We start from the raw sequence: 23,786 nt of genomic DNA on the forward strand, positions 1-23,786 counted from the left end.
TCAGTCCCTTCCGCAGAGAGCAGGCCGGGCCGTGCGGAGGTTGGGGCAGCAGCCGCTGTCGCAGACCGAGGGTCGGACGTCCCCGCCGTCGGCCTGCGCGGGCACGACGAGCTCGTCGCGCGCCTCGGCCGCGCGCTCCTGGACGAGATCGACCAAGGCCTCGACGAACAGGGGGTGGGTGCCGGCCGTGGGGACCCGGGCGAAGCGCACGCCGACCCGGTCGGCGGTCTCCTTGGCCTCGCGGTCGAGGTCGTTGACGACCTCCATGTGGTCGGACACGAACCCGATCGGAGCGACGACGACGGTGCGGATCCCCTCGCCGACGAGCTCCTCGATGCGGTCGTTGACGTCGGGTTCGAGCCACGGGGTGCGTGGGCTGCCGGACCGGGAGCAGAAGACGAGCTCGTGCTCGAGCGACGTGCCGGTGCGCTCGGCGAGGCCCTGGGCCACCAGGCGACCGGTGCGCAGGTGCTGCTCGACGTAGAGGTTGCCGTCGCCGTCGCCGGGGCCGGAGGTGTCGTCCATGGCGTTCGGGACGGAGTGCGTCACGAAGAGGAGGCGGGTCGTCACCGGGTCGAGGTCCTCGATCGCCTCGACCGTCTCGACGAGGTGCTCGGTGTTGACCGCGACGAACCCGGGGTGCAGCGCGTAGGGCCGGATCTTGTCGATGACGAGGTCCGCGGCAGCGATGCCCAGATCGTCGGTCGCGGCGGCGAGGTCCTCGCGGTACTGGCGACAGCCGGAGTACGAGGAGTACGCCGAGGTCACGACGACGCAGAGGCGCAACAGCCCCTCGGCGCGCGCCGCACGCAGCGTGTCGGTGACGAACGGGTCGCTGTTGCGGTTGCCCCACAGCACCGGGACCTGCGAGCCGCGCCCGGCGATCTCGGTCTCGAGCGCGGCGAGGAGCGCGCGGTTCTGGTCGTTGATCGGGCTGCGGCCACCGAAGTGGTGGTAATGCGTCGCCACCTCCTGCAGCCGCTCCTCGGGGATCTCGCGCCCGGCGGTCACGCGACGCAGGAACGGCATGACCTCGTCGGGCGCCTCGGGCCCACCGAAGGAGAGGAGCAGGACGGCGTCATAGGGGGCGAGGGCGTCCTCGTCGGACTGGATCGACATACCCATAACCTAACGAGCCGCGGATCAGTCCTCACGCCCGGCGTGGGCTGCTTTGGAACAGCGGTCCGAGGTGGCACAGTCGAGGGTGACCAGACCACAGCTCGGGAGATCACTGATGAAGGACCTTCGTCTCATCGGCGTCCACGAGGACGGCGACCACGTGCTCCTCTCCGACGTCGAGGGCCAGCGCTACCGGGCTCCCCTCGACGAGGCCATGCGGGCGGCGGCCCGCCGTGACCGGCCCCGCCTCGGTCAGCTCCAGATCGAGATCGACGGGGGCCTGCGCCCCCGCGACGTCCAGTCCCTCATCCGTTCCGGACTGTCGACCGAGGAGGTCGCCGACCGTGCCGGCTGGACGGTCGAGAAGGTGCAGCGCTTCGAGGGCCCCGTCCTCGCCGAGCGCGAGTACGTCGCCAACCAGGCCCGGGCCTGCGTCATCGGCACGACGCGCGTCGCCTCCGGGCCGAGCGCCGGCTCGATGACCGAGCAGACCCTGGGCTCGCGTGCCGACGAGCGCTTCAAGGAGCGCGGCGTCCCGGGCGAGCTCGTGCGCTGGGACTCCGCCCGCCTCGACGACGGTCGCTGGACCGTCACCGCGACCTTCCCCGCCGGGGGGCGCGAGCGGGCCGGCGCCTGGACGTTCGACCCGCGGCTCAAGTCGCTGCTCGCCACCAACGACGAGGCCCGATGGCTCAGCGAGGAGGCCAGCAGCGACTCCGCCATCCCCACGCCCCACATCGCGACGACCGCCAACCCGGCGAGCGCCGTCTTCGACGTCGAGGCCGAGGGTGGGGTCGACGACCCGCGCCCCGCCCGCCGCGACTCCGCACGCGAGCCGATCGACCTCATGGCGGCCATGCGCGAGCAGTCCAACCGGTCGCGTCGTGGCCGCGGCCGTGGCCGTCCCACCCCGACGCGCACCCCCGGCGACGAGTCCCCCCGCGAGGACGCCCTGCCGCTCGAGGAGCTCGCGGTCGACCCCTCCGAGGCGTCCGAGCCCCCCGCAGCCCGGGGCAAGCACCCGGTCTCGGCCCACCTCGACGAGCGGGCCGACGAGCCCGCGGACTCCGACGAGCTCGACGATCCGTCCTTCGAGACCGACGAGGGCTCGGATGACGACCTCTCGGCCGACGAGACCGCGCAGGAGCCCGTCGTCGAAACCCTCAAGCCCGCGGAGCCGGCCCCGACGCCGGCGCGCAAGAGCGCGGGTCGCAAGAACGGCCGCAAGAGCGTGCCGAGCTGGGACGACATTATGTTCGGCGGCGGCCGGGGAGCCAGCAGCTCCTGACCGCTCCCCGCGCTCGTGCGGGGCCGTGGGACCGCCCGCAGGGCCTACACACCTGACCGGTCGCACGGCGAGAGTCGAGGCGCTCGGTGGGCGGACGGCATACCGGCGCCTGCCCCGAGCCAGTCAGCCGCGGGGCGGCACCGGGCAGACGTCGAGGTCGTCGAACGGCAGGACGTCGGGAGTGGCGGAGGCCAGCCGCGCGGCGTGGCTGCTCATCCGTCGCATGTAGTGACGGCGGCACAGCACCTCGTACTCGACGAGGGTGTCGCTGGCGGCCGCGGTGTCGCCGACGACGACCTGCTCGCCCTCGACGACCATGACGCCGTCGATGATGCGGGCGTTGTGGGTGGCGCGCCCACCGCACCAGCAGAGTGCGGCGACCTGGAGCACCTGGACCCGGTCGGCGAGCTCGAAGAGGCGCTTGGAGCCCGGGAAGAGCTCGGTGCGGAAGTCGGCCGTGATGCCGAAGCAGTTGACGTCGATGCCGAGCTCGTCGACGATCCGCGCGAGTTGCTCGATCTGCGCGGCGGTGTAGAACTGGGCCTCGTCGCAGATGAGGTAGTCGACGCGCTGGGCGTGCGTGAGGTGGTCGACGACGACGTCCCAGAAGTCGAGCTCGTCGCCGACCTCGTGCGCCTGCGTGGACAGGCCGAGCCGCGAGGACAGCACCGACTCGCCCATGCGGTCGAGCTTGGTGAAGATCAGCCCTACGCGGGACCGCGCCCGGTGGTTGTGGTCCATCTGGAGGGCAAGGGTCGACTTGCCGCAGTCCATCGTTCCCGAGAAGAAGACGAGCTCAGCCACGAGGCGACACCCTATGTGGAGCGGGCCGCGACATGGAACATCGGCACGGGCACCTCGTCGTCGGTGAGCGAGCCGTGCAGCCCGACGAGCGCGAGGAGCTCGGGCCGGTGGTGGCGCGAGTCGACGACGGCGTGGTCGTCACGCATGGCGACGACGACGTCACCGATGCGCGGCAGGTGCTCGTCGTGCACGGCGCCGAACAGGCCCTGCGCCACGGCCTCCTCCTGGGACAGCACCCACGCGAACTCGCCGATGCGGGCGCGCCAGGTCGTGAGGACGTCGTCGACGGCGCCGGGCTCGCAGTAGAGCTGCGGCGCCCGCGGTTCACCACCGGAGTGCCGCACCCCCGCGGCGAGCTCGGCGTCGTGGGCGAGGTCGAGGCGGTGGGCCATCGGCACGTCGACCATCCCGTGGTCGGCCGTGATCGTCAGCGAGCAGTCGTCGGGCAGGCCGTCGGCGAGCCGGGCCAGGGCGCGGTCGATCGTCTCGAGCTCGTCGCCCCACTGCCACGACTGGCACCCGTGAACGTGCCCGACCTTGTCGAGCTCACCCCAGTAGAGGTAGGTCAGGGTGCGCTGGCGGGTCCGGGCGTGGGCGAGGGTCGCGTCGACCCGGGCGTCGAGCGACTGGGCCGCGACGAACCGCCCGCCCCGCAGCGCCGCCCGGGTCAGCCCGGAGCCGTCGAAGAACCCGGGGCCGATCCGGACCACGTCGAGGCCCGCGCCCGCAGCCCGCTCGAACCACGTCCGGCGCGGCTGCCACCGCTCGGGTACCGGTCCGTCCTCCCAGGACAGCTCGTTGAGCAGCCGGTCCTCGCCGGGGACGAGCACCTCGAAGCCCACGAGCCCGTGCGAGCCCGGCGTCATCCCCGTCCCGAACGACCCCATCGACACCGGCGTCGTCGACGGGAAGCCCGACGCGATGCGCCGACCCTCACCGAAGTGCGAGCGCAACCACGGTGCGTGTCCACCCCGCCGCCGCAGCAGGTCGTAGCCCAGGCCGTCGACGAGCACGACGACCGCGCTGCGCGCCGCTGGCAGGACCCATCGGGCCCTTGGCGCGTCGTCGAGGGCCGACGACGCGAGCCCGAGCGCCGAGACGACCGACGGGAGGACATCGCCCAGCCCGCCCTCGCCGTAGGCCGGCGCGGGCGCCGACGCGCCGGCCACGCCCGACGTCACTCGCCGAGCGATGCCGAGAGAGCGTGGGCGAACGAGATCGCCTGCTGCAGCGCCGGGTCGCCGTCGGCGGTCGCCGAGACGCGCAGCGCGATGTCGTCGCTGGAGATGGTGCCGTCGTAGCCGTGGTCGGCGTCGCAGCCGGGCTCGCCGCAGGTGGCGGGGAGCAGGTCGACCCGGCTCACCGCTCCCCAGCCGAGGGTGAGCGTGAGCTCACGACCGAGCGAGCCGGGGACGTAGTTCTGGGGGTCGGCGACGACGTGGGTCAGCATGACGCCACGCACCGCGGACAGCGGGATGCTCTCGGTCGTCGCTGTCGCGACCTCGCCCTCGGCCGTACCCGCGCCGTCGTCGGCTGCCCCGCCTGCGCCCTCGTCGGCGTGGTCGTCGGCGTGCGCGATGACGAGCCGCGACGAGGTGAGCACGAGGACGGTGACGTGACGACGGATGACGTCGCGGTCGAACGTCGTCTCGAGGTGCACGAGGTGCGAGCGCACCTGCTCACCGGCCAGGGCGGCCGAGACCACGTCGGCGACGAGCGCCGGGTAGTAGCCGGCCCGCTCGATCGCGTCGGTGAGGTCACCCGGCAGGGTGGGGACGTCGAACGAGCGCTTCATGCCCCCATTCTGCCGCACGTCGCGGGACCGACCGCCCGCGTCGAGCTCAGGTGAGCGATCGCCGCCCGGGGTCGGCGCGACGCGCCACGGGCGCGACGGTGACCTCGGCGCCCAGCACCTGCACGCCGCCGGGGTGGGCGTTGACCGGGTTGAGCCGGAGCGAGACGACCTCGGGCATGTCGTCGCTGATGACCGAGACACGGGCGATGAGGTCGGCGAGCGCCGCGCGGTGCACCGGCGTGGACCCGCGGTGCCCGTGGAGCACGGGCGCGGCCTTGACCGACGAGATGAGCTCGGACACGGCGACGTCGGTGAGCGGCGGGATCCGGTGGGCGATGTCGTCGAGCAGCTCGGTCGGCAGACCGGACACCCCGAAGCTCACGACCGGGCCGAACAGCGCGTCCTCGTCGGCGGTGACGACGCAGGCCACGCCGGGGGTCGCCATCCGCTGGACCTCGAGCTGGCCCGCCGCCAGGGGCGAGAGCCGCTCGTGGAGCGAGGCCCACGCCTCGCGGACGGCGTGCTCGGACCCGAGGTCGACCCGCACCCCGGTGACGCCGCCCTGGTGGCGGAGCATGGGCGCGGTGGACTTGAGCACCACGGGGTAGCCGATGTCGTCGGCCGCGGCCACGGCCTCGTCGACCGTCCCCGCCTTGCGGGAGGGCCAGACCTCGATCCCGTATGCCGTGAGCAGCGCGGCGGTCTCGTCGGGGTCGAGCCGGCGCCCCTCGGGGCTCACCGAGAGCACCGTCTGGACGACGTCCTCGGCGACGCGGCGGTTGATCCCTGCCGGCGCCACCGGAAGGCCGTGGTCCTTGTTGCGCCACTCGGCGTACTTCGTGGCCTTGGCGAGCGCATAGGCCGCGTCCTCGGGCATCGCGTAGATCGGGATCGCCTGGCCCGTGTCGCCACCCTCGTCCATGGACGTGGACGAGTCGACGCCGCGCATCCCGAGGAAGGTCGCGACACACGTCTTGTCGGAGCCCCGCGCGGCCATCCGCACCGCCTCGGTGACGTCCTCGTCGTGCGCGACGATCGGCGGGATGAAGCACGTGAGCACCGAGTCGACGTCCGGGTCGTCGAAGGCGCGCGCGAGCGCCTCGCGGAACTCCTCCACGGTCGCCTCCGACGGCAGGTTCACCGGCCCGTGCGTCACGGTGAGCCCGCGTCCGGCCACCGCTCCGGCCGACAGCGCCCCGAGGGCGGCCGAGTTGCCGACGATGGCGATCCGGCGTCCCGCGGGCAGCGGCTGGTGCACGAGGAGCTGGGCGACGTCGAACATCTGGTGCACGTTGGACACCCGGATGGTGCCGGCTTGGCGGAGCATCGCCGCGAAGACGGCCGGCCGGACCTTGGTCGAGCGGACCCGGTGCCCGGGCGGGACGCCGTAGGAGGAGACACCCGACTGCACGACGATGACCGGCTTGATGATGCCGAGGTTGCGCGCGATCCTCGAGAACTTGCGTGGGTTGCCCATCGACTCGAGGTAGAGGCCGACGGCGTGCGTCTCGTCGTCGTCGATCCAGTACTGCATGAGGTCGTTGCCGGAGACGTCGACGCGGTTGCCCGCCGAGGCGAAGACCGAGATGCCGAGGTTGCGACGGGCCGCGGACGCGAGCACCGCGATGCCGAGAGCGCCCGACTGCGCGAAGAGACCCAGGTGGCCCGGCGGCGGCATCGACGGCGACAGCGAGACGTTGAGCGAGAACTCCTTGTCGGTGTTGATGAGGCCGAACGAGTTGGGCCCGACGATCCGCATGCCGGAGCCCCGCACTCGCCGCACGAGCTCGGCCTGGAGCTCGTCGCCCTCTCCCCCACCCTCGCCGAAGCCGGAGCTCACGACGAGCAGCGCACCGACGCCCGCGGCCGCGCAGTCGTCGACGACCTTGAGGACCTTGTCGGCCGGGACGGCGACGACCGCGAGGTCGACCGGACCGGGGACGTCACCGATCGTGTCGTATGCCGTCCGCCCGAGGATCGTGCGCGCCTTGGCGTTGACGGGGTGGGCCTGTCCCGTGAACCCCGCGTCGAGGAGGTTCTTGAGGAAGTGGTGCCCCATCGACTTCTCCGAGCGCCCGGCGCCGATGACGGCGACCGTGCGCGGGCGCAGGATCCGGCTGACGCTGATCGCCTCGGCGCGGTGCTCGCGCGACATGGCGACGGCCTTGGACCGGTCGGTCGGCTCGATGTCGAAGTGGAGGGCGACGACGCCGTCCTCGACCTTGCGGGTGACCTCGTAGCCGGCCTCGGAGAAGACGGTGAGCATCTTGCGGTTCTGCGGCAGCACCTCGGCGGTGAAGCGGGTGATGCCGAACTCCTGGGCGATGGCCGCGAGGTGCTCGAGCAGGACCGACCCGACGCCGCGCCCCTGGTAGTGGTCGCTGACGTTGAACGCGACCTCGGCCGACCCGGGCTCGATCCGGTCGTAGCGACCGATGCCGATGATGTCCTCGCGCAGGGTGAGGACGAGGGCCACCCGGTCCTCGTAGTCGACGTGGGTGAAGCGGTGGACGTCCTTGTCGGACAGCCGCTTGAGCGGGGCGAAGAACCGGAGGTAGATCGACTCCTCCGACTGCCGCGAGTGGAACTCGTGGATCGCCGCCTCGTCCGTGGGCCGGATCGGCCTCAGGTGGGCGACGCTGCCGTCGCGCAGCACGACGTCGGCCTCCCACTGCACCGGGTAGCCCGGGGGGAGCTCGACGTCCAGGGTCATGCCGCCATCGTTCCACGAGACGATGTGGGGCATGGAACTTCTCGACGCGGTGTCGCGCCGTCGGATGGTGCGGCGCTTCGACCCCCAGCGACCCGTCCCGCTCGAGACCATCACCCGGCTCGTCCGGCTGGCGCAGCATGCCCCCAGCGCGGGCCACACGCAGGGCTGGGACGTCCTCGCCCTCGTCGAGCCCGCGGACCGGGCGCGGTTCTGGGAGGTGAGCCGCGAGCGCGACGACGGCCCGTCGAGCGCCTGGCTGCGCGGTGTCTCGGCAGCGCCGGTCCTGCTGCTCATGCTCTCGGACCGGACGGCATACCTCGACCGCTATGCGGAGCCGGACAAGGGGTGGACGGACCGGTCGCTGGACCGCTGGCCCGTGCCGTACTGGGACACGGACACGGCGATGGCCGCCATGGTCGTCCTCCTCGGTGCCGTCGACGCCGGGCTCGGCGGGCTCTTCTTCGGCGTCCCGGGTCCGCGGCACGAGGCCGTGAAGGCGGCGTATGCCGTCCCTCCAGACCGGCGCGTCGTCGGCGTCATCGCGTTGGGTCACGAGGCGCAACGGGTGCGCAGCCCCTCGCTGCGGCGGGGCCGCCGGCCGCTGGGTGACGTGCTGCACCTCGGGCGGTTCGGCGAGTCGGCGACGGCACCGTCGGACGGCTGAGTGAAGATGGAGTGATCGCCCACGACCCGTCGTGGGACCACCCGACAAAAGGCAAGCCCGAACCTCCATGGCCAAGCGCACGACGACACCGCCCGAAGAGATCGCCGAGAACATCGTCGACATCGACGTCGGGCTCGAGATGCAGAACGCCTTCCTCGAGTACTCCGTCTCGGTCATCCACTCGCGCGCCCTGCCCGACGTGCGCGACGGGCTCAAGCCCGTGCAGCGCCGCATCCTCTACTCGATGAGCGAGATGGGGCTGCGCCCCGACCGCGGGCACGTGAAGTCCTCGCGCGTCGTCGGCGACGTCATGGGCAAGTACCACCCCCACGGCGACACGGCGATCTACGACGCCCTCGTGCGCATGGCCCAGCCGTTCACGATGCGCCTGCCGCTCGTCGACGGCCACGGCAACTTCGGCTCGCTCGACGACGGGCCCGCGGCCTCGCGCTACACCGAGGCCCGCCTCGCCCCGGCCGCGCTCACGATGACGGCCAGCCTCGACGAGGACACTGTCGACTACGTTCCCAACTACGACGACCAGCTGCTCCAGCCCGGGGTGCTGCCCGCGGCCTACCCCAACCTGCTCGTCAACGGCGTCGCCGGCATCGCCGTCGGCTTCGCGACCAACATGCCGCCGCACAACCTCGTCGAGGTCGTCGGCGCCGCCCGGCACCTCATCGCCCACCCCGACTGCAGCCTCGACGACCTCATGAAGTTCGTCCCCGGGCCCGACCTACCGCTGGGCGGGAGGATCGTCGGGCTCGACGGCATCCGCGACGCCTACCTCACCGGCAAGGGCACCTTCCGCACCCGCGCCACCGCGCGCATCGAGAAGATCACCCCGCGCAAGTCCGGCATCGTCGTCACCGAGCTGCCCTACCTCGTCGGCCCCGAGAAGGTCATCGAGCGGATGAAGACCCTCGTCCAGGGCAAGAAGCTCCAGGGCGTCAGCGACGTCAAGGACCTCACCGACCGCAAGCACGGCCTCCGGCTCGTCATCGAGGTCAAGAACGGCTTCAACCCCGAGGCGGTCCTCGAGCAGCTCTACAAGCTCACGCCGATGGAGGACTCGTTCGGCATCAACAACGTCGCGCTCGTCGGCGGCCAGCCACAGACCCTCGGGCTCAAGGACCTGCTGCGCCACTACGTCGATTTCCGCATCGACGTCGTCCGCCGACGCACGGCCTTCCGGCTGCGCAAGGCCCAGGACCAGCTCCACCTCGTCGAGGGTCTCCTCATCGCGATCCTCGACATCGACGAGGTCATCCAGCTCATCCGTGGCAGCGAGGACACCGCCACCGCGCGGGCCCGCCTCATGGACGTCTTCGACCTCAGCGAGACGCAGGCCAACCACATCCTCGACCTCCAGCTCCGCCGGCTGACGAAGTTCTCGCGGCTCGAGCTCGAGCAGCGCCGCGACGAGCTCCAGAAGCAGATCGAGGAGCTCGAGGCCATCCTCGGCGACGAGAAGCTGCTCCACCGCACCGTGTCGAGCGAGCTCGCCGAGGTCGCCAAGAAGTACGGCACGCCCCGTCGCACCGTCCTGCTCGAGTCCGCCGGCAACCCGGTGAGCACCGCCGCACCCCTCGAGGTGAGCGACGACCCGTGCCACGTGCTCCTCTCCTCGACCGGCCTGCTCGCCCGCACCTCCACCGCCGAGCCGATCCCGGCCGAGGGCCCTCGCGCCAAGCACGACGCCGTCATCGCGGCCGTGCGCACCACCGCCCGCGGCGAGGTCGGCCTCGTGACGAGCCTGGGCCGGATGATCCGGATCAGCGCGCTCGAGCTCCCGACCCTGCCCCCGCTCGGTGGCGCCCCCTCGCTGTCGGGCGGCGCCCCGCTCGCGGCCTACGTCGACCTGCCCCGCGGTGAGGAACCGGTCACCGTGGTCTCGCTCGACCCCGACGGCCCAGGTCTCGCCCTCGGCACCGCCCAGGGCGTCGTCAAGCGGGTCACGCCCGACCAGCCGAAGTCCCACGACTGGGAGGTCATCTCGCTCAAGGACGGTGACCGGGTGGTGGGTGCCGGGCAGGTCGTCACCGGCGACGAGGACCTCGTCTTCGTCACGACCGACGCCCAGCTGCTCCGCTTCTCCGCGTCGGCGGTCCGGCCCCAGGGGCGCACCGCCGGGGGCGTGGCCGGGATCCGGGTCACCCCGGGCCAGTCGGTCGCGTTCTTCGGTGTCGTCGACCCGAGCCGCGAGGGTGTCGTCGTCACCGCGAGCGGGTCGGCCGACGCGCTGCCGGGCACACAGCCCGGCGCGATCAAGGCCACCCCCTATGCCGAGTACCCCGCCAAGGGCCGTGGCACCGGCGGCGTGCGGGCCCACCGCTTCCTCAAGGGCGAGGACACCCTCGTGCTCGCCTGGGTCGGAGCGACGCCGGCCCGTGCGAGCGGTGCCGGTGGAGTGGCGATCGAGCTCCCCGAGGCCACTGGTCGCCGCGACGGCTCCGGCGTCCAGGGCTCCTCGGTGATCACCGGCATCGGCGCACCCCCCGCGTGAGGGTGCGCGGGTCCCACGCTCTGCGTGGGCCCGGCACACGCACGTATGCCGTCCACGCGTGACCGTCTTGGCCCTCGTGTTACAGGATCGTGACCGGACAATCTCGGAGAACTGCTGACGCGCGGATGTAACCGCTTTTACACTGCGAGCGGATCACCCTCAGCGTCGAGGTCCAGCGATGGCCACGGCGCGTCCACTGCAACAGATGGAGGCGGGCAATGGCCCTCACAACACAGCGCCGTTCGGCGAAGGTCTTCGCGACCCTCGCGGCGGTCTCTCTCGGACTCGCCGCCTGCGGCGGGTCCGATGACGGTGGCAGCGACGACGCCGGTTCGGACTCGGGCGCCACCAAGATCGACTGCTCGGTCTACGAGAAGTTCGGTGACCTCAAGGGCAAGGAGGTCACGGTCTACACGACGATCGTCGCTCCTGAGGACGGGCCGCACATCGCGTCCTACAAGCCCTTCGAGGACTGCACCGGCGTCAAGATCAAGTACGAAGGCTCGCGCGAGATGGAGGCCCAGCTGCCCGTCCGCGTCAAGGGCGGCAACGCCCCCGACATCGCCTACCTCCCGCAGCCCGGTCTGCTCAAGACCATGGTTGCCACCGGCAAGGTCATCCCGGCTCCGCCGGAGACCGAGGCCAACGTCGACAAGAACATGCCCGACTGGAAGACCTACGGCACGGTCGACGGCAAGTTCTACGCCGCTCCGCTCGGCGCCAACGTCAAGTCGTACGTCTGGTACTCCCCCTCGGTCTTCAAGGACAAGGGCTACGAGGTCCCCAAGACGTGGGACGAGCTCCTCACGCTGACCGACAAGATCGCCACCGACGACCCCGACTCCAAGCCGTGGTGTGCAGGCATCGAGTCCGGTGACGCCACCGGCTGGCCGGCCACCGACTGGGTCGAGGACGTCATGCTCCGCACGGCCGGCCCCGAGGTCTACGACAAGTGGGTCGCCCACGAGATCCCGTTCAACGACCCCGCGGTCGCCACGGCCCTCGCCGAGGTCGGCAAGATCCTCAAGAACCCGAAGTACGTCAACGGTGGCCAGGGTGACGTCAAGACGATCGCCTCGACCTCGTTCCAGGACGCCGGTCTCGCGATCCTCGACCAGGGTGGCTGCTACATGCACCGCCAGGCGTCGTTCTACGCGGCGAACTTCCCCGAGGGCACCAAGGTCGCCGAGGACGGCGACGTGTGGGCCTTCTACCTTCCCGCCAAGGACGAGACCAGCAAGCCGGTCCTCGGTGCCGGTGAGGTCACCGCGGCCTTCCGCGACGCCCCCGAGGTCAAGGCGTTCCAGACCTACCTCTCCTCCACGGAGTGGGCGACGGAGCGCGCCAAGACCTGTGGCACCGGCGGCTGCCTCACGGCCAACATCAACGTCGACCCGGAGCTTCTCAAGAACCCGATCGACAACCTGTCCGCGAAGACCCTCACGGACAAGAGCGCGACCTTCCGGTTCGACGGCTCCGACCTCATGCCGGGCGCCGTCGGCGCGGGCACGTTCTGGAAGGGCATGACCAACTGGATCACCGGGCAGGACGACAAGGCGACCCTCGACTACATCGAGAACTCCTGGCCCAAGTCCTGACCTGATCCGCTGCGGGCCGCCGAGCCGGCCCGCGGCGACGGTCACACGCCGGGGTGGGGTGGGTTCCACCCCACCCCGGCTTCCTTTCCTGCACCCTCACCCCTGGAGGTGGAGTCATGGTCGCGACCCTGCTGAGTGCCGCGCCGTCCGGAATCCCGGAGCCCTTCCTGCGTGCCGAGAGCACGCTGGGCAAGTTCCTGCTCATGTTCTTCGCGATCGCCTTCTTCGCCGCCGTGTTCGGGCTCGTCCTCCTGCTGGCCTCCCTGTTCAAGGGCCGCAAGGGTGAGCAGGCGCAGGGCGCGCTCTTCGCCTTCCCCGCGGTCTTCCTCCTCGCGGTCGGCCTCATGTACCCCGCGATCCTCACGATCATCCAGTCGCTGCGCGGCAAGTCCGGAGAGGGCAGCTTCTCCGTCGACAACTACAGCGCGCTCTTCACCCAGCCCGAGCTGCTCATCGTGCTGCGCAACACGGCACTGTGGGTCATCCTCGTGCCCTTCCTCGCCACGTCGATCGGTCTCCTCTACGCGATCCTCATCGACCGGGCCCGCGGCGAGGCGTTCGCCAAGGCACTGATCTTCCTGCCGATGGCGATCTCCATGGTCGGCGCGAGCATCATCTGGAAGTTCGTCTACCAGTACAAGCAGACCGAGCGACCGCAGATCGGCCTGCTCAACCAGATCTTCAAGATGTTCGGGCTCGAGACCCGGCAGTTCCTTTTGGACGCACCGCTCAACACGGTGATGCTCATCATCGTCATGGTGTGGATCCAGGCCGGGTTCGCCATGACCATCCTGTCGGCGGCCATCAAGGCCATCCCCGACGACATCATCGAGGCCGCCCACCTCGACGGCGTCTACGGCTTCCGGATGTTCCGCTACATCACCCTGCCGAGCATCCGCGCAGCCCTCGTCGTCGTCCTGACGACGATCGGCATCGGCACCCTCAAGGTCTTCGACATCGTCCGGACGATGACGGCCGGGCAGTTCGAGACCTCCGTCGTCGCCAACGAGTTCTACAACCAGAGCTTCCGCTACGACGCGCCCGGACTCGGCGCGGCGATGGCCGTGCTCCTCTTCGTCCTCGTCATCCCGATCGTCACCTACAACATCGTCCAGATGCGCAAGGAGGCCTGAGTCGTGAGCACCCTGCAACCGGCAGCCACGCCCGAGTCGTTGAGCGACGAGGCCGTCACTCCCCCCACCAAGGTCAAGAAGCCGAAGAAGTCAGCCGCCGGCGACGCGGCCAGCGCCCTCAACTCGCGCTGGGCCAGCCTCGTCGCTGTGGTCATCGCGGTGCTGTGGACGACCCCGACCGTGGGTCTGCTCGTCACCTCGTTCCGCACCCAGCGCGACATCAACAAGAACGGCTGGTGGAACGCCTTCGCCAACCCCGGATCGTTCACCCTCGAGAACTACCGCCAGGCCCTGGAGCCCGGCAGCTCGGCGAGCTTCACCCAGTACTTCATCAACACGGTGGTCATCACCGTGCCGGCCGTGCTGCTGCCGATCTTCCTGGCCTCGCTCGCGGCATACGCGTTCGCCTGGATGCCGTTCCCCGGGCGCAACGCGCTCTTCGTCGCGGTCTTCGCACTCCAGATCGTGCCGCTCCAGATCGCGCTCATCCCGTTGCTCGACATCTACACCAACAAGCTCGGGTTCGGGGCGTCCTACTGGAGCGTGTGGATCTCGCACACGATCTTCGCGCTACCACTGGCGACGTTCCTCATCCACAACTTCATGCGCGAACTTCCAGGTGAGCTCATGGAGGCGGCCCGGGTCGACGGCGCGGGGCACGTGACGATCTTCTTCAAGATCCTCCTGCCGCTGCTCACGCCGGCGATCGCGGCGTTCGGGATCTTCCAGTTCCTCTGGGTCTGGAACGACCTGCTCGTCTCGCTGATCTTCCTCGGTGGCACCCCTGAGGTGGCACCGGTGACGGTCCGCGTGGCCGAGCTCGCAGGCACCCGTGGCAGCGCCTGGTACCTGCTCTCCGCAGGTGCGTTCATCTCGATGATCGTCCCGGTCATCGTGTTCCTCGCGTTGCAGCGCTTCTTCGTCCGCGGCCTGCTCGCTGGTGGTCTGAAGGGCTGACCGATGCCCGCCCCCGACCGCCGTCGGCGGATGAGCACCATCACGGATGTCGCGCGGGAGGCCGGGGTCTCCGTGGCCACGGTCTCCCGCGCGCTTCGTGGGCTCGACAGGGTGAGCCCGCGCACCCGTGAGCGGGTCTTCAAGGTCGCCACCGAGCTCGACTACGTCGCCAGCCCGACGGCCACCTCGCTCGCCTCCGGACGCACCCAGGTCGTCGGCGTCGTCGCGCCCTTCCTCACCCGGTGGTTCTTCGCAACCCTCGTCAGCGCCATCGAGAAGACGCTGCGCCGCCACGGCCACCACGTCCTCCTCTTCGACCTCGAGGACGAGTCCTACGACCGGCGCCTCCCGCTCTCGCAGAACATGCTCTGGAAGCGCGTCGACGGGGTCATCACCCTCAACCTGCCGATGACCGACGACGAGCTCGAGCTCGTCGACCGGCTTGGCCTGCCGCTCGTCGCGATCGGCACCCCGGTCGCCGACCGTCCCAACGTCCGCATCGATGACGCCCACGCGATGCGCCTGGCCACCGAGCACCTCGTCTCCCTCGGCCACGAGCGCATCGCCTACGTCGGCGCGGTCCCGTCCAACGTCGCCCACATCCAGACGCCCCAGGCCCGGCTCGACGCGTTCCGCGACGTCATGCGCAGCCACGGCCTGGCCGAGCACAAGCAGTGGATCCTCGGGTCCGACTGGACCGCCGACAGCGCCGCGCACGACACCCGCACGCTCCTCGCCTCCCCCGACCGCCCGACCGCCGTGGCAGCCGCCTCGGACGAGATGGCGATCGGCGTCATGGCTGCCGCCCGCGCCCAGGGCCTGCGCATCCCCGATGACCTCTCGGTCATCGGCATCGACGACCATGCCCTGAGCAACGTCCTCGGTCTCACGACCGTCCGTCAGGACGTCGCGTCGCAGGGCCGCCAGGCGGCCGAGATCCTGCTCACCGCACTCGGGGTGGACGCTCCGGGTGGCGCGGCGACGGAGGTGGTCGTCGACACCGAGCTCGTCGTCCGCCACAGCACCGCTGCCCCACCCACGACCCGCGACTGATTGCCCTGGGCGAGGGAGGAGCCCCGTGACGACCTCGGCCAAGGGCAGTCAGTCGGGGTGCGCTCAGGTGTGGTGGGCGTGGTCCGGGTCGTCGAGCTCCTCCGGGTCACGCATGTAGGTCTTCTTGGCAAAGAAGAACCGGTTGACGACCCAGGTGAGTGCCCAGAGCACGACGCCGACGGCGAGCAGGCCACCGGCGATCTTGTACTGCTCCTGCTGCTCGTCGCTGCGGGCCCAGGGGCCGGCGAGGAACGCACAGAGCGCGGCACCGAGGTAGGGCAGGATGCTCGGCGCCCGGAAGTGGCTGTGCGACACCGAGTCCCGTCGCAGGACGAGGACGGCGATGTTGACGACGGTGAAGACGCAGAGCAGGAGCAGCGCGGTCGTGCCACCGAGCAGCGCCACGGTGCTCGCGCCCTCCTCGCTGCCGTTGGCGCGCACGACGTAGATGATGAGTCCGAAGGCGATGACGGTGGTGAAGAGGATCGCCGCCCACGGCGTGCGGCGTGACTTGTGCACCTTGCCGAGGAAGGGCGGCAGGACCTCCTGCTTGGCCATGCCGTAGAGCAGCCGGCTCGCCATGAGCATGTTGATGAGCGCCGAGTTGGCGACGGCGAACATGCCGATGAACGGGAACACCTTGTCGAACGGGAAGTTCGGCGCCCCCGCCGCGACCACCTGTGTCAGCGCCGACCCCTCGTCGGGGTTGGAGAGCGTGCCGACGGGCACCAGGGCGACGGCCGTGATGGAGACGAGGACGTAGATGAGGCCGGTGATCCCGAGGCCGGTGAGCATCATCTTGGGGAAGTTCTTGGCAGGCTCGTGCGTCTCCTCGGCCATGTTGACCGAGTCCTCGAAGCCGACCATCGCGAAGAACGCGAGCGACGTCGCGGCCGTGATGGCGAAGAACGTCGACTTGTCGCTCGGGGACTCGAACACGACGGTCCGCGAGAAGTCCGCCTTGCCCTGGGTCACGGCATACAGGCCGATGAAGATGACGAGGAGCAGACCGGAGAGCTCCACGAGGGTGAGCACGACGTTGGCCTTGACGCTCTCGCCGACGCCACGGAAGTTGATGGCCGCGACGAGGGCCATGAAGCCGAGGGCGATCGCGAGCAGCGGAGTCGAGCCGGCGGGCCACGCGTCGGTCTGCCCGAGGCCGTCGCGCAGGAAGCCGGCGAACGCGTTGGAGGCGGTCGACGCGGACGTGATGCCCGAGCACATGACGGCGAAGCAGACGATGAACGTGAAGAAGTGGATCCCGAACGCCTTGTGCGTGTAGAGCGCCGCACCGGCCGCCTGGGGGTACTTCGTCACGAGCTCGAGGTAGGAGAAGGCGGTGATCGTCGCGACGATGAACGCCACGAGGAAGGGCGCCCACGCGGCACCGCCGACCTCGCCGGCCACCGAGCCGGTGAGTGCGTAGACGCCGGTGCCGAGGATGTCACCGACGATGAACAGCAGGAGGAGCTTGGGCCCCATGACCCGCTTGAGCTCGGTGTGCCCCTCCCCGGGGGCGTCGAGGACGTCGGTGCCGCGACGGTCGTCGGTGGAACCACTCATGTGTTGCCCTCCCATATCAGGGGCACCGGGTTGCCGACGCCTGTTCCGGCCCACTGTGTCCCACATCACCGCCGAGGGCAACGACAGACGCGCCCGTATGCCGTGCGGACCCGGATCGGGACCACACGGCATACGGGCCGGTGGGGCGGGGCGAAGAGGTTCGGGAGGGAGCCCTGACGGGGTCAGGCGTCGATGCGCTCCCGGTCGAGCTTGGCCGACCCGGCGACGATGAAGTCACGCCGTGGGGCGACGTCGGTGCCCATGAGGAGCTCGAAGATCCGCTCGGCGTTCTCGGCGTCGGCCATCGTCACCTTGCGCAGGGTGCGGTGGTGCGGGTCCATCGTCGTCTCGGCGAGCTGGTCGGCGTCCATCTCGCCCAGACCCTTGTAGCGCTGCATCGGCTGCTTGATGTTGCGCCCCCGCTTGGTGAGCGACGCGACCGTCTTGCGCATCTCACCCTCGGAGTAGGTGTAGATGAGCTCGGACTTGCGGGCACCGGCCCCGGCCACCTCGATGCGGTGCAGTGGCGGCACGGCGGCGTAGACCTTGCCCGCCTCGACGAGTGGGCGCATGTAGCGGAAGAACAGGGTGAGCAGCAGCGTGCGGATGTGGGCGCCGTCGACGTCGGCGTCGGTCATGATGATGACCTTGCCGTAGCGGGCGGCGTCGACGTCGAAGGTCCGCCCGGACCCCGCTCCGATGACCTGGATGATCGCCGCGCACTCGGCGTTGCCGAGCATGTCGGTGAGCGAGGCCTTCTGGACGTTGAGGATCTTGCCGCGGATCGGCAGGAGCGCCTGGATGTCGGAGTCGCGGGCGAGCTTGGCGGTCCCGAGCGCGCTGTCGCCCTCGACGATGAACAGCTCGGTGCGCTCGACGTCGTTGCTGCGGCAGTCGGCGAGCTTGGCCGGGAGCGACGAGGTCTCGAGCGCGTTCTTCTTGCGCTGGGTCTCCTTGTGCAGCCGCGCGCTGATCCGCGACTTCATCTCGGCGGTGACCTTCTCGAGCAGCATCGCCGCCTGCTGCTTCTCGCCGCGCTTGGTCGAGGTGAGGTTGCTCGTGAGCTCGCGCTCGACGACCTTGGCGACGATGGCGCGCACGGCGTTGGTGCCGAGCACCTCCTTGGTCTGTCCCTCGAACTGGGGCTCGGCCAGGCGGACCGTGACGACGGCGGTGAGCCCGGCGAGGATGTCGTCCTTGTCGACCTTGTCGCTGCCGACCTTGAGGCGGCGGGCGTTGACCTCGAGCTGCTTGCGGAAGACCTTGAGGAGCGCCTGCTCGAAGCCGGCGAGGTGGGTGCCGCCCTTGGGCGTGGCGATGATGTTGACGAAGGAGCTCACCTTGGCGTCGTAGCCGGTACCCCAGCGGACGGCGATGTCGACCTCGCACTCGCGCTCGACGTCCTGCGGCGTCATGTGCCCCTTGGAGTCGAGCACGGGGACGGTCTCGGTGAAGTTGCCGGTGCCCTGGAGGCGCCAGACGTCGGTGACCGAGGGGTCGGGCGCGAGGAACTCGGCGAACTCGCTGATGCCGCCGTCGTGGACGAAGACCTCCTCGTGCGGGCCGCTCTCCCCCGCCGTGCCCGGCAGCCGTCGCTCGTCGCGGATGACGAGGGTGAGGCCCGGGACGAGGAAGCTCGTCTGCCGGGCGCGCGCGACGAGGCCGTCGTAGTCGAACTCGGCGTCCTTGAGGAAGATCTGCGGGTCGGCCCAGTAGCGGACGCGGGTGCCGGTGGCGCCGCGCTTGGCCTTGCCGACGACGGCGAGCTCGCTGCTGCGCTCGTAGGGGGTGAACTCGTGGTCGGGGCTCTTGTCGTGGGTCGCGACATCCGGGAAGTAGCCGGGCTCGCCACGGCGGAAGCTCATGGCGTAGGTCTTGCCACCGCGGTCGACCTCGACGTCGAGGCGCGACGACAGCGCGTTGACGACGGACGCGCCGACACCGTGGAGGCCACCGGAGGCGGTGTAGGAGCCGCCGCCGAACTTGCCACCGGCGTGCAGCTTGGTGAAGACGACCTCGACGCCGGTGAGACCGGTGCGGGGCTCGATGTCGACGGGGATGCCGCGGGCGGTGTCGCGGACCTCGACGGACCCGTCCTGGTGCAGGATCACGTCGATGCGGTCGCCGTGGCCTCCGAGGGCCTCGTCGACGGCGTTGTCGATGATCTCCCAGAGGCAGTGCATGAGGCCGCGGCTGTCGGTCGACCCGATGTACATGCCGGGCCGCTTGCGGACCGCCTCGAGCCCCTCGAGGACCTGCAGGTGGTGCGCGCTGTAGTCGGACGTCGACTTGCTCGTCGCGGCCTTCTTGGCGGTGGAGGTGGGGCTCATGCGTTCCTATCGAGGTCGTGCCGTCGGTGCCGGGATGACGACGTCGTATGCCGTGTGCCGGCTGTGTCCCGTCGTGTCGCCCGGGCGTCCGCCTCAGGCTAGCTCCGCCCTCCGACGACCCCGACGAGGCGCGCTGTCATGACCCTCGGCAAAGATCGTCGTCTGCATCGGAAAGGTCACATCACGAGCGCCTCCCGCCCGGGAAGAGTTCGGCGTGTTTGACTGTTGCAACGCTTGACGCCCACGCAACCGCCGTGGGCGTAACTGACGAGATCAGCCGAGGAGGCCGATGTGACGACCGCACTGGCACCCACCCTGACCGCCGCGGACCGCTGCGACCGCTGTGGTGCCCAGGCCTATGTTCGCGCGACGCTCCACGTCGGCGGTGAGCTGCTCTTCTGTGCCCACCACGGCCGCGAGCACCTCCCCAAGCTCCGCGACCACGCGGAGATCGTGGACGAGAGCGACCGACTCACGGAGCCGCCCGCCGTGGCTGACATCGACGTCTGACGTTCCGTCCGTGAACCTCCTTCCGGAGGGCACCGACGTCTGGGTGCCGGCGATCCTCATTCTCGTGGGGATCGTCGGCATCGTCGTTCCGGTGATCCCCGGGCTGCTCGTCGCCGTGCTCGGCGTGCTCCTGTGGGCCTACGAGACCGGGGGCGCCACTGCCTGGACGTTCTTCTTCGTGTGCCTCGCGATCTACGTCGCGGGCGTCGCCATCCAGTTCCTCGTGCCCGGCCGACGGCTGCGCCGGCAAGGGGTCAGGACCTCGACCCTGCTCCTCGCTGTGCTGCTCGGCATCGTCGGCATGTTCGTCATCCCGGTCGTCGGCTTCTTCGTCGGTTTCGTGCTCGGGATCTATCTCGTGGAGCACGGCCGCAGCCGTGACCGGGTCCAGGCGTGGGCCCGCACCAAGCACGCCCTCAAGGCGATCGCCCTGAGCATGGGCATCGAGCTCTGCGCCGGCCTGCTCATCGCGACGACCTGGGTCATCGGCGTCCTCGCGACCCGCTGACCCGCTGTACACCCCACGACGTCGCAGTTCCCAAGAAGGTCGCGGCGAGCGAGTGCGAGGACGGTGGGGCGTCAGTTCCAGTTGTCGCGGCCGCGACGGTCCCAGCGGTCGTCGAGCTTGTCCATGAAGCCGGAGCCGCTCTTCTGCTTGCGACCCGAGGCCGCCGGTCCGGTCGAGCCGTCGTCACGCACGACGGCGAGCTTGCCACCGCGACGCGGGGGCGTCAGGGCGAACGCCACCGAGGCCACCATGACCGCGAAGCCACCCGCGCCGACCCACATCGTCGTGTTGATGCCCACGAGCACGAGTCCGAGGCCGACGAGCACACCAACGACACCGATGATCCATCGGAGGCGGGTGGGGCCGCCACGACGCGACCCTTCCATGCTCGAGGCGAACTTCGGGTCCTCGGCAGCGAGGGCCTGCTCCAACTGCTCGAGCATCCTCTGCTCGTGCTCCGAAAGCGGCACGGCGTCCTCCAGGTGTGCGGCGCATGGGTTGCGGCCTCATTGATGATCTTCCACCAAGGTCAACGCGCGGCGCTGCGGTTTCGTTGCTTCGCCAGCGTATCTGCTGGTTCTCTCAGGATAGGTCGCGATCGTCCCGCGCGGTAGATCGGCCCCGGTCGATCAGGCTGGCCGGTCTCACCGACCCCGCGCCGAACCTCGCGCTGGCCCGGTCGACTGCCCGGTCTGCCTCGCGCCAGCCGTGGTCGGCCTCGCCGAGCATCCCCTGGATGGGGGCCGTCTCGATCCCCACGAGCTTCTCCATCCGCACCCCGACGAGCCGGATCCGGGCCCGCTGGAGTCCGAGTGCGTCGAACAACGAGGTGGCCGTCTCGTAGATCTCGCGGCTGGTGTCCGTGGGCTCGCGCAGCGTGCGGGCGCGCGTGATCGTCGTGAAGTCCGAGAACCGCACCTTGATCGAGACGGTCCGCCCGGTCATCCGGGCTCCTCGCAGCCGCGCGGCGACGCGGTCACTCAGCCGCAGCAGGTGGCGGTGGATCTCGCGTGGGTCGTCGATGTCGTACTCGAACGTCTCGTCGGCGCCGATGCTCTTCTCGCGGTGCTCGCGCTGCACCGACCGCGGATCGCGCCCCCACGCGAGCTGGTGGAGGTGGTTGCCGGTCGCCTCGCCGAGACCGCGCACGAGTGTGGGCAGTGGCGTGTGGGCGATGTCGGCCACGGTCCGCAGCCCGAGCCGGAGCAGCTGCTCCTCGGTCTTCTCCCCCACACCCCACAGGGCGCCGACCGGGAGCTGCTGGACGAACGGGATGACCTCGTCGCGTGGGACGACGACCATACCGTCGGGCTTGGCCAGCCCGGACGCGATCTTGGCGACGAACTTCGTCGAGGCGACTCCGACCGAGCAGGTGATGCCCTGCTCGTCGTGGACGGTGTCGCGGATCTGGGCGCCGATCGCGGCCGGCGAGCCGAGGCGACGGACCGCTCCCGAGACGTCGAGGAAGGCTTCGTCGAGGGAGAGCGGCTCGATGTCGGGGGTCACCGCACGGAAGGTCTCCATCACGGCGGCCGAGATCGCGGCATACAGGCGGTGGTCGGGCGCGAGGACGGTCGCCTGCGGGCAGAGTCGACGGGCGCGGGTCATCGGCATCGCCGAGGCGACGCCGAAGCGGCGCGCCTCGTAGGTCGCCGAGAGCACCACGCCGCGGTTGCCTCCACCGATGATGACCGGTGTCCCGACGAGCTCCGGGTGCGAGAGCAGGGTCGCCGAGGCGTAGAACGCATCCATGTCGACGTGGAGGATCGTGCACCCGGTGTCGTCGGGCGGCTCGCTCGACGAGCGCTCTGGGAGGCTGAACTGGCGACGGCTCATGGCCGCTCAGGCGCGCGTGGCGATGACGTGCAGGGACGTGCCGAGATCGGCGAGCACGGCGAACTCGGGGTGCGACACCACGGCCCGCTCGAGGTCGAGCAGGGCGGCGCGGTCCGCGTCGGAGTCGACGAGGGCCGACGGGACGAGGTCGCTGAAGATCCGTATGCCGTGTGCCACCGTCGGCGTGAGGCCGGCGGACTCGAGAAGGTCGAGGACCGCGCCGCGGTCGAAGCGCCGTGGCACCGGGTCGGCGTCGCCCCAGCGCCCGTCGGCGCGGTCGAGGGCGGCGCGGGCCTGCGCGAACTGCCCGGCGAGGGCGCGGGCGATGACGGCGGCCGAGCGCTGGGGTACGACGAGGCTGAGGACGCCGCCGGGCGCGAGCACCCCCGCGATGAGGCGGAGGGTCGCCCCGGGGTCGTCGACGTACTCGAGCGTGGCGTGGCACAGGACGAGGTCGGGGCGGTCGCGTCCGACGAGCGACTCGAGGGTCTCGGCGTCGCCCTGGACGGCGCTGACCCGCGAGGACGCCTGCGCCTCGGCGGCACGGCGCCGCAGCGAGGCGAGCGCGTCGGGGCTGGGGTCGACGACCGTGACGTCATGGCCGGCGACGGCGAGCGGGACGGCGAGCCCGCCGGTGCCGCCACCGAGGTCGATGACGCGCAGCGGGCGGGCGAGCTCGGCGCCGCGGGCCCGCACGACCTCGTCGACGGCCGTCCACATCGCCGCGGTGCGTGGCGAGGTCGAGACGCCGGTGCGGCGCGCGGTCGTCGCGTCCTGGCTCACGGGTGCACCTCGTAGTCGTCGGGGCCGTGTCGTGGCGGCCGGGCGTCGCGCGGACGATGTCCCTCGCGTCCCGCAAGCCTAGTTGCCGCGCACGACAGCGGCCTCAGCCGACCGCCTTGGTGACGAGTGTCGCGATGAGCTTCTCGTCGGCCTTGCTCAGCGTGGTGATCGCGTAGGCGGTGGGCCACATCGAGCCGTCGTCGAGCCGTGCCTGCTCGTTGAACCCGAGCTCGGCGTAGCGGGCCCCGAACTTCGAGGCCGCCTTGAAGAAGCAGACGGCCTTGCCGTCGGCGTCGGCGTAGGCCGGCATGCCGTACCAGGTCCTGGGCATGAGCTGGGGTGCGTGCTCGGTGACGATGGCGTGGATGGCCTCGGCGAGGACCTTGTCGGCCTCGGGCATCTCGTCGATCTTGGCGAGGAGGTCGGCCTCGCCCTTCTCGCGGTCCTTGGCGCCCTTGGCCTCGGCGCGCAGCTCCTTGGCGCGCTCCTTCATGGCGGCGCGCTCGTCGGCGCTGAACCCGTCGGACTTGGCCTTCGTCGCGGTGGCCTTGGTGGCGGTGGCCTTCTTCGTGGCGGTGGAGGTCTTCTTGGCTGGTGTCTTGGTGGTCATGTCCTCACGGTAGGGG

The 23,786-nt window shown here is 70.5% G+C and carries 20 protein-coding genes; 9 read left to right on the forward strand and 11 right to left on the reverse strand.

What is annotated here, in order from left to right:
- Window positions 1–1,119 carry a ferrochelatase gene (locus ACSQ11_RS15595; RefSeq protein ID WP_436007159.1) on the reverse strand — a complete coding sequence of 373 codons (1,119 nt, stop codon included), beginning with the start codon at window positions 1,117–1,119 and terminating at the stop codon, window positions 1–3.
- 115 nt (window positions 1,120–1,234) lie between these two features.
- Here ACSQ11_RS15595 and sepH point away from each other — a divergent pair, with 115 nt between their 5' ends.
- Window positions 1,235–2,407, forward strand: coding sequence for a septation protein SepH (gene sepH, locus ACSQ11_RS15600; RefSeq protein ID WP_436007161.1), 1,173 nt, complete (start codon window positions 1,235–1,237; stop codon window positions 2,405–2,407).
- Window positions 2,408–2,530: 123 nt separating this feature from the next.
- On the opposite strand, the gene ACSQ11_RS15605 is transcribed toward sepH, so the two are convergent.
- From ACSQ11_RS15605 to ACSQ11_RS15620, 4 genes are read right to left on the reverse strand one after another with little or no spacing between them, the layout of a single operon-like run.
- On the reverse strand, window positions 2,531–3,211 hold the full coding sequence (locus ACSQ11_RS15605; RefSeq protein WP_436007163.1) for a thymidine kinase: 681 nt from the start codon (window positions 3,209–3,211) through the stop codon (window positions 2,531–2,533).
- A gap of 11 nt (window positions 3,212–3,222) precedes the next feature.
- Window positions 3,223–4,392, reverse strand: coding sequence for an alkaline phosphatase family protein (locus ACSQ11_RS15610; protein ID WP_436007165.1), 1,170 nt, complete (start codon window positions 4,390–4,392; stop codon window positions 3,223–3,225).
- Complete coding sequence (locus ACSQ11_RS15615) at window positions 4,389–5,006, reverse strand: DUF5998 family protein (protein WP_436007167.1); 618 nt, start codon at window positions 5,004–5,006, stop codon at window positions 4,389–4,391. The genes ACSQ11_RS15610 and ACSQ11_RS15615 overlap by 4 nt, the downstream gene beginning before the upstream one ends.
- A gap of 46 nt (window positions 5,007–5,052) precedes the next feature.
- Complete coding sequence (locus tag ACSQ11_RS15620) at window positions 5,053–7,719, reverse strand: bifunctional acetate--CoA ligase family protein/GNAT family N-acetyltransferase (RefSeq protein ID WP_436007169.1); 2,667 nt, start codon at window positions 7,717–7,719, stop codon at window positions 5,053–5,055.
- Between the two features lie 31 nt (window positions 7,720–7,750).
- On the opposite strand from ACSQ11_RS15620, the gene ACSQ11_RS15625 reads away from it, so the two are divergent.
- The 6 genes from ACSQ11_RS15625 to ACSQ11_RS15650 all read left to right on the forward strand — a co-directional run bounded on the left by ACSQ11_RS15625 (window position 7,751) and on the right by ACSQ11_RS15650 (window position 15,630).
- Window positions 7,751–8,383 (forward strand): nitroreductase family protein, encoded by a 633-nt coding sequence (locus ACSQ11_RS15625; RefSeq protein WP_436007171.1) that lies wholly within the window; start codon window positions 7,751–7,753, stop codon window positions 8,381–8,383.
- A gap of 67 nt (window positions 8,384–8,450) precedes the next feature.
- On the forward strand, window positions 8,451–10,889 hold the full coding sequence (locus ACSQ11_RS15630) for a DNA gyrase/topoisomerase IV subunit A (RefSeq protein WP_436007173.1): 2,439 nt from the start codon (window positions 8,451–8,453) through the stop codon (window positions 10,887–10,889).
- A gap of 218 nt (window positions 10,890–11,107) precedes the next feature.
- Entirely contained in the window at window positions 11,108–12,487 is a 1,380-nt protein-coding gene (locus ACSQ11_RS15635; RefSeq protein WP_436007175.1) for an ABC transporter substrate-binding protein, read from the forward strand.
- Between the two features lie 116 nt (window positions 12,488–12,603).
- A complete protein-coding gene (locus tag ACSQ11_RS15640; protein WP_436007177.1) occupies window positions 12,604–13,620 on the forward strand; it encodes a carbohydrate ABC transporter permease in 1,017 nt (338 codons plus the stop codon).
- Window positions 13,621–13,623: 3 nt separating this feature from the next.
- Window positions 13,624–14,577, forward strand: coding sequence for a carbohydrate ABC transporter permease (locus ACSQ11_RS15645; RefSeq protein WP_436007179.1), 954 nt, complete (start codon window positions 13,624–13,626; stop codon window positions 14,575–14,577).
- A gap of 30 nt (window positions 14,578–14,607) precedes the next feature.
- A complete protein-coding gene (locus ACSQ11_RS15650) occupies window positions 14,608–15,630 on the forward strand; it encodes a LacI family DNA-binding transcriptional regulator (protein WP_436007181.1) in 1,023 nt (340 codons plus the stop codon).
- Window positions 15,631–15,693: 63 nt separating this feature from the next.
- Here ACSQ11_RS15650 and ACSQ11_RS15655 read toward each other — a convergent pair whose 3' ends face one another.
- Both ACSQ11_RS15655 and ACSQ11_RS15660 read right to left on the reverse strand, forming a co-directional pair.
- The gene (locus tag ACSQ11_RS15655) at window positions 15,694–17,193 is read right to left on the reverse strand and encodes an APC family permease (RefSeq protein WP_436007183.1); all 1,500 of its coding nucleotides are present in this window, start codon (window positions 17,191–17,193) and stop codon (window positions 15,694–15,696) included.
- A 182-nt stretch (window positions 17,194–17,375) separates the two neighbouring features.
- Window positions 17,376–19,523 carry a DNA gyrase/topoisomerase IV subunit B gene (locus ACSQ11_RS15660; RefSeq protein ID WP_436007185.1) on the reverse strand — a complete coding sequence of 716 codons (2,148 nt, stop codon included), beginning with the start codon at window positions 19,521–19,523 and terminating at the stop codon, window positions 17,376–17,378.
- Window positions 19,524–19,814: 291 nt separating this feature from the next.
- Here ACSQ11_RS15660 and ACSQ11_RS15665 point away from each other — a divergent pair, with 291 nt between their 5' ends.
- Both ACSQ11_RS15665 and ACSQ11_RS15670 read left to right on the forward strand, forming a co-directional pair.
- The gene (locus ACSQ11_RS15665) at window positions 19,815–20,033 is read left to right on the forward strand and encodes a DUF7455 domain-containing protein (protein ID WP_147066777.1); all 219 of its coding nucleotides are present in this window, start codon (window positions 19,815–19,817) and stop codon (window positions 20,031–20,033) included.
- 10 nt (window positions 20,034–20,043) lie between these two features.
- On the forward strand, window positions 20,044–20,541 hold the full coding sequence (locus ACSQ11_RS15670; RefSeq protein ID WP_436007188.1) for a DUF456 domain-containing protein: 498 nt from the start codon (window positions 20,044–20,046) through the stop codon (window positions 20,539–20,541).
- Between the two features lie 71 nt (window positions 20,542–20,612).
- Here ACSQ11_RS15670 and ACSQ11_RS15675 read toward each other — a convergent pair whose 3' ends face one another.
- The 4 genes from ACSQ11_RS15675 to ACSQ11_RS15690 all read right to left on the reverse strand — a co-directional run bounded on the left by ACSQ11_RS15675 (window position 20,613) and on the right by ACSQ11_RS15690 (window position 23,770).
- Complete coding sequence (locus ACSQ11_RS15675) at window positions 20,613–21,011, reverse strand: DUF3040 domain-containing protein (RefSeq protein ID WP_436007190.1); 399 nt, start codon at window positions 21,009–21,011, stop codon at window positions 20,613–20,615.
- A gap of 112 nt (window positions 21,012–21,123) precedes the next feature.
- Window positions 21,124–22,377 (reverse strand): DNA polymerase IV, encoded by a 1,254-nt coding sequence (dinB, locus tag ACSQ11_RS15680; RefSeq protein ID WP_436007192.1) that lies wholly within the window; start codon window positions 22,375–22,377, stop codon window positions 21,124–21,126.
- A 6-nt stretch (window positions 22,378–22,383) separates the two neighbouring features.
- Window positions 22,384–23,160, reverse strand: a complete 777-nt coding sequence (locus ACSQ11_RS15685) for a class I SAM-dependent methyltransferase (protein ID WP_436007194.1) — start codon at window positions 23,158–23,160, stop codon at window positions 22,384–22,386.
- 103 nt (window positions 23,161–23,263) lie between these two features.
- Window positions 23,264–23,770, reverse strand: a complete 507-nt coding sequence (locus ACSQ11_RS15690; protein ID WP_436007196.1) for an iron chaperone — start codon at window positions 23,768–23,770, stop codon at window positions 23,264–23,266.
- Window positions 23,771–23,786: the final 16 nt, after the last annotated feature.

Origin of the sequence: Knoellia sp. LjRoot47 (assembly GCF_964253435.1) — a bacterium.
Taxonomy (GTDB): Bacteria; Actinomycetota; Actinomycetes; order Actinomycetales; family Dermatophilaceae; genus Knoellia.

Excerpts from the sequence above, each read along its gene's own strand:
- ACSQ11_RS15595 (WP_436007159.1), bottom strand. The coding sequence starts at position 1,119 with ATGTCGATCCAGTCCGACGAGGACGCCCTCGCCCCCTATGACGCCGTC.
- ACSQ11_RS15620 (WP_436007169.1), bottom strand. The coding sequence starts at position 7,719 with ATGACCCTGGACGTCGAGCTCCCCCCGGGCTACCCGGTGCAGTGGGAG.
- ACSQ11_RS15640 (WP_436007177.1), top strand. The coding sequence starts at position 12,604 with ATGGTCGCGACCCTGCTGAGTGCCGCGCCGTCCGGAATCCCGGAGCCC.
- ACSQ11_RS15625 (WP_436007171.1), top strand. The coding sequence starts at position 7,751 with ATGGAACTTCTCGACGCGGTGTCGCGCCGTCGGATGGTGCGGCGCTTC.
- ACSQ11_RS15635 (WP_436007175.1), top strand. The coding sequence starts at position 11,108 with ATGGCCCTCACAACACAGCGCCGTTCGGCGAAGGTCTTCGCGACCCTC.
- ACSQ11_RS15615 (WP_436007167.1), bottom strand. The coding sequence starts at position 5,006 with ATGAAGCGCTCGTTCGACGTCCCCACCCTGCCGGGTGACCTCACCGAC.
- ACSQ11_RS15630 (WP_436007173.1), top strand. The coding sequence starts at position 8,451 with ATGGCCAAGCGCACGACGACACCGCCCGAAGAGATCGCCGAGAACATC.
- ACSQ11_RS15660 (WP_436007185.1), bottom strand. The coding sequence starts at position 19,523 with ATGAGCCCCACCTCCACCGCCAAGAAGGCCGCGACGAGCAAGTCGACG.
- ACSQ11_RS15655 (WP_436007183.1), bottom strand. The coding sequence starts at position 17,193 with ATGAGTGGTTCCACCGACGACCGTCGCGGCACCGACGTCCTCGACGCC.
- ACSQ11_RS15690 (WP_436007196.1), bottom strand. The coding sequence starts at position 23,770 with ATGACCACCAAGACACCAGCCAAGAAGACCTCCACCGCCACGAAGAAG.
- ACSQ11_RS15650 (WP_436007181.1), top strand. The coding sequence starts at position 14,608 with ATGAGCACCATCACGGATGTCGCGCGGGAGGCCGGGGTCTCCGTGGCC.
- dinB (WP_436007192.1), bottom strand. The coding sequence starts at position 22,377 with ATGAGCCGTCGCCAGTTCAGCCTCCCAGAGCGCTCGTCGAGCGAGCCG.
- sepH (WP_436007161.1), top strand. The coding sequence starts at position 1,235 with ATGAAGGACCTTCGTCTCATCGGCGTCCACGAGGACGGCGACCACGTG.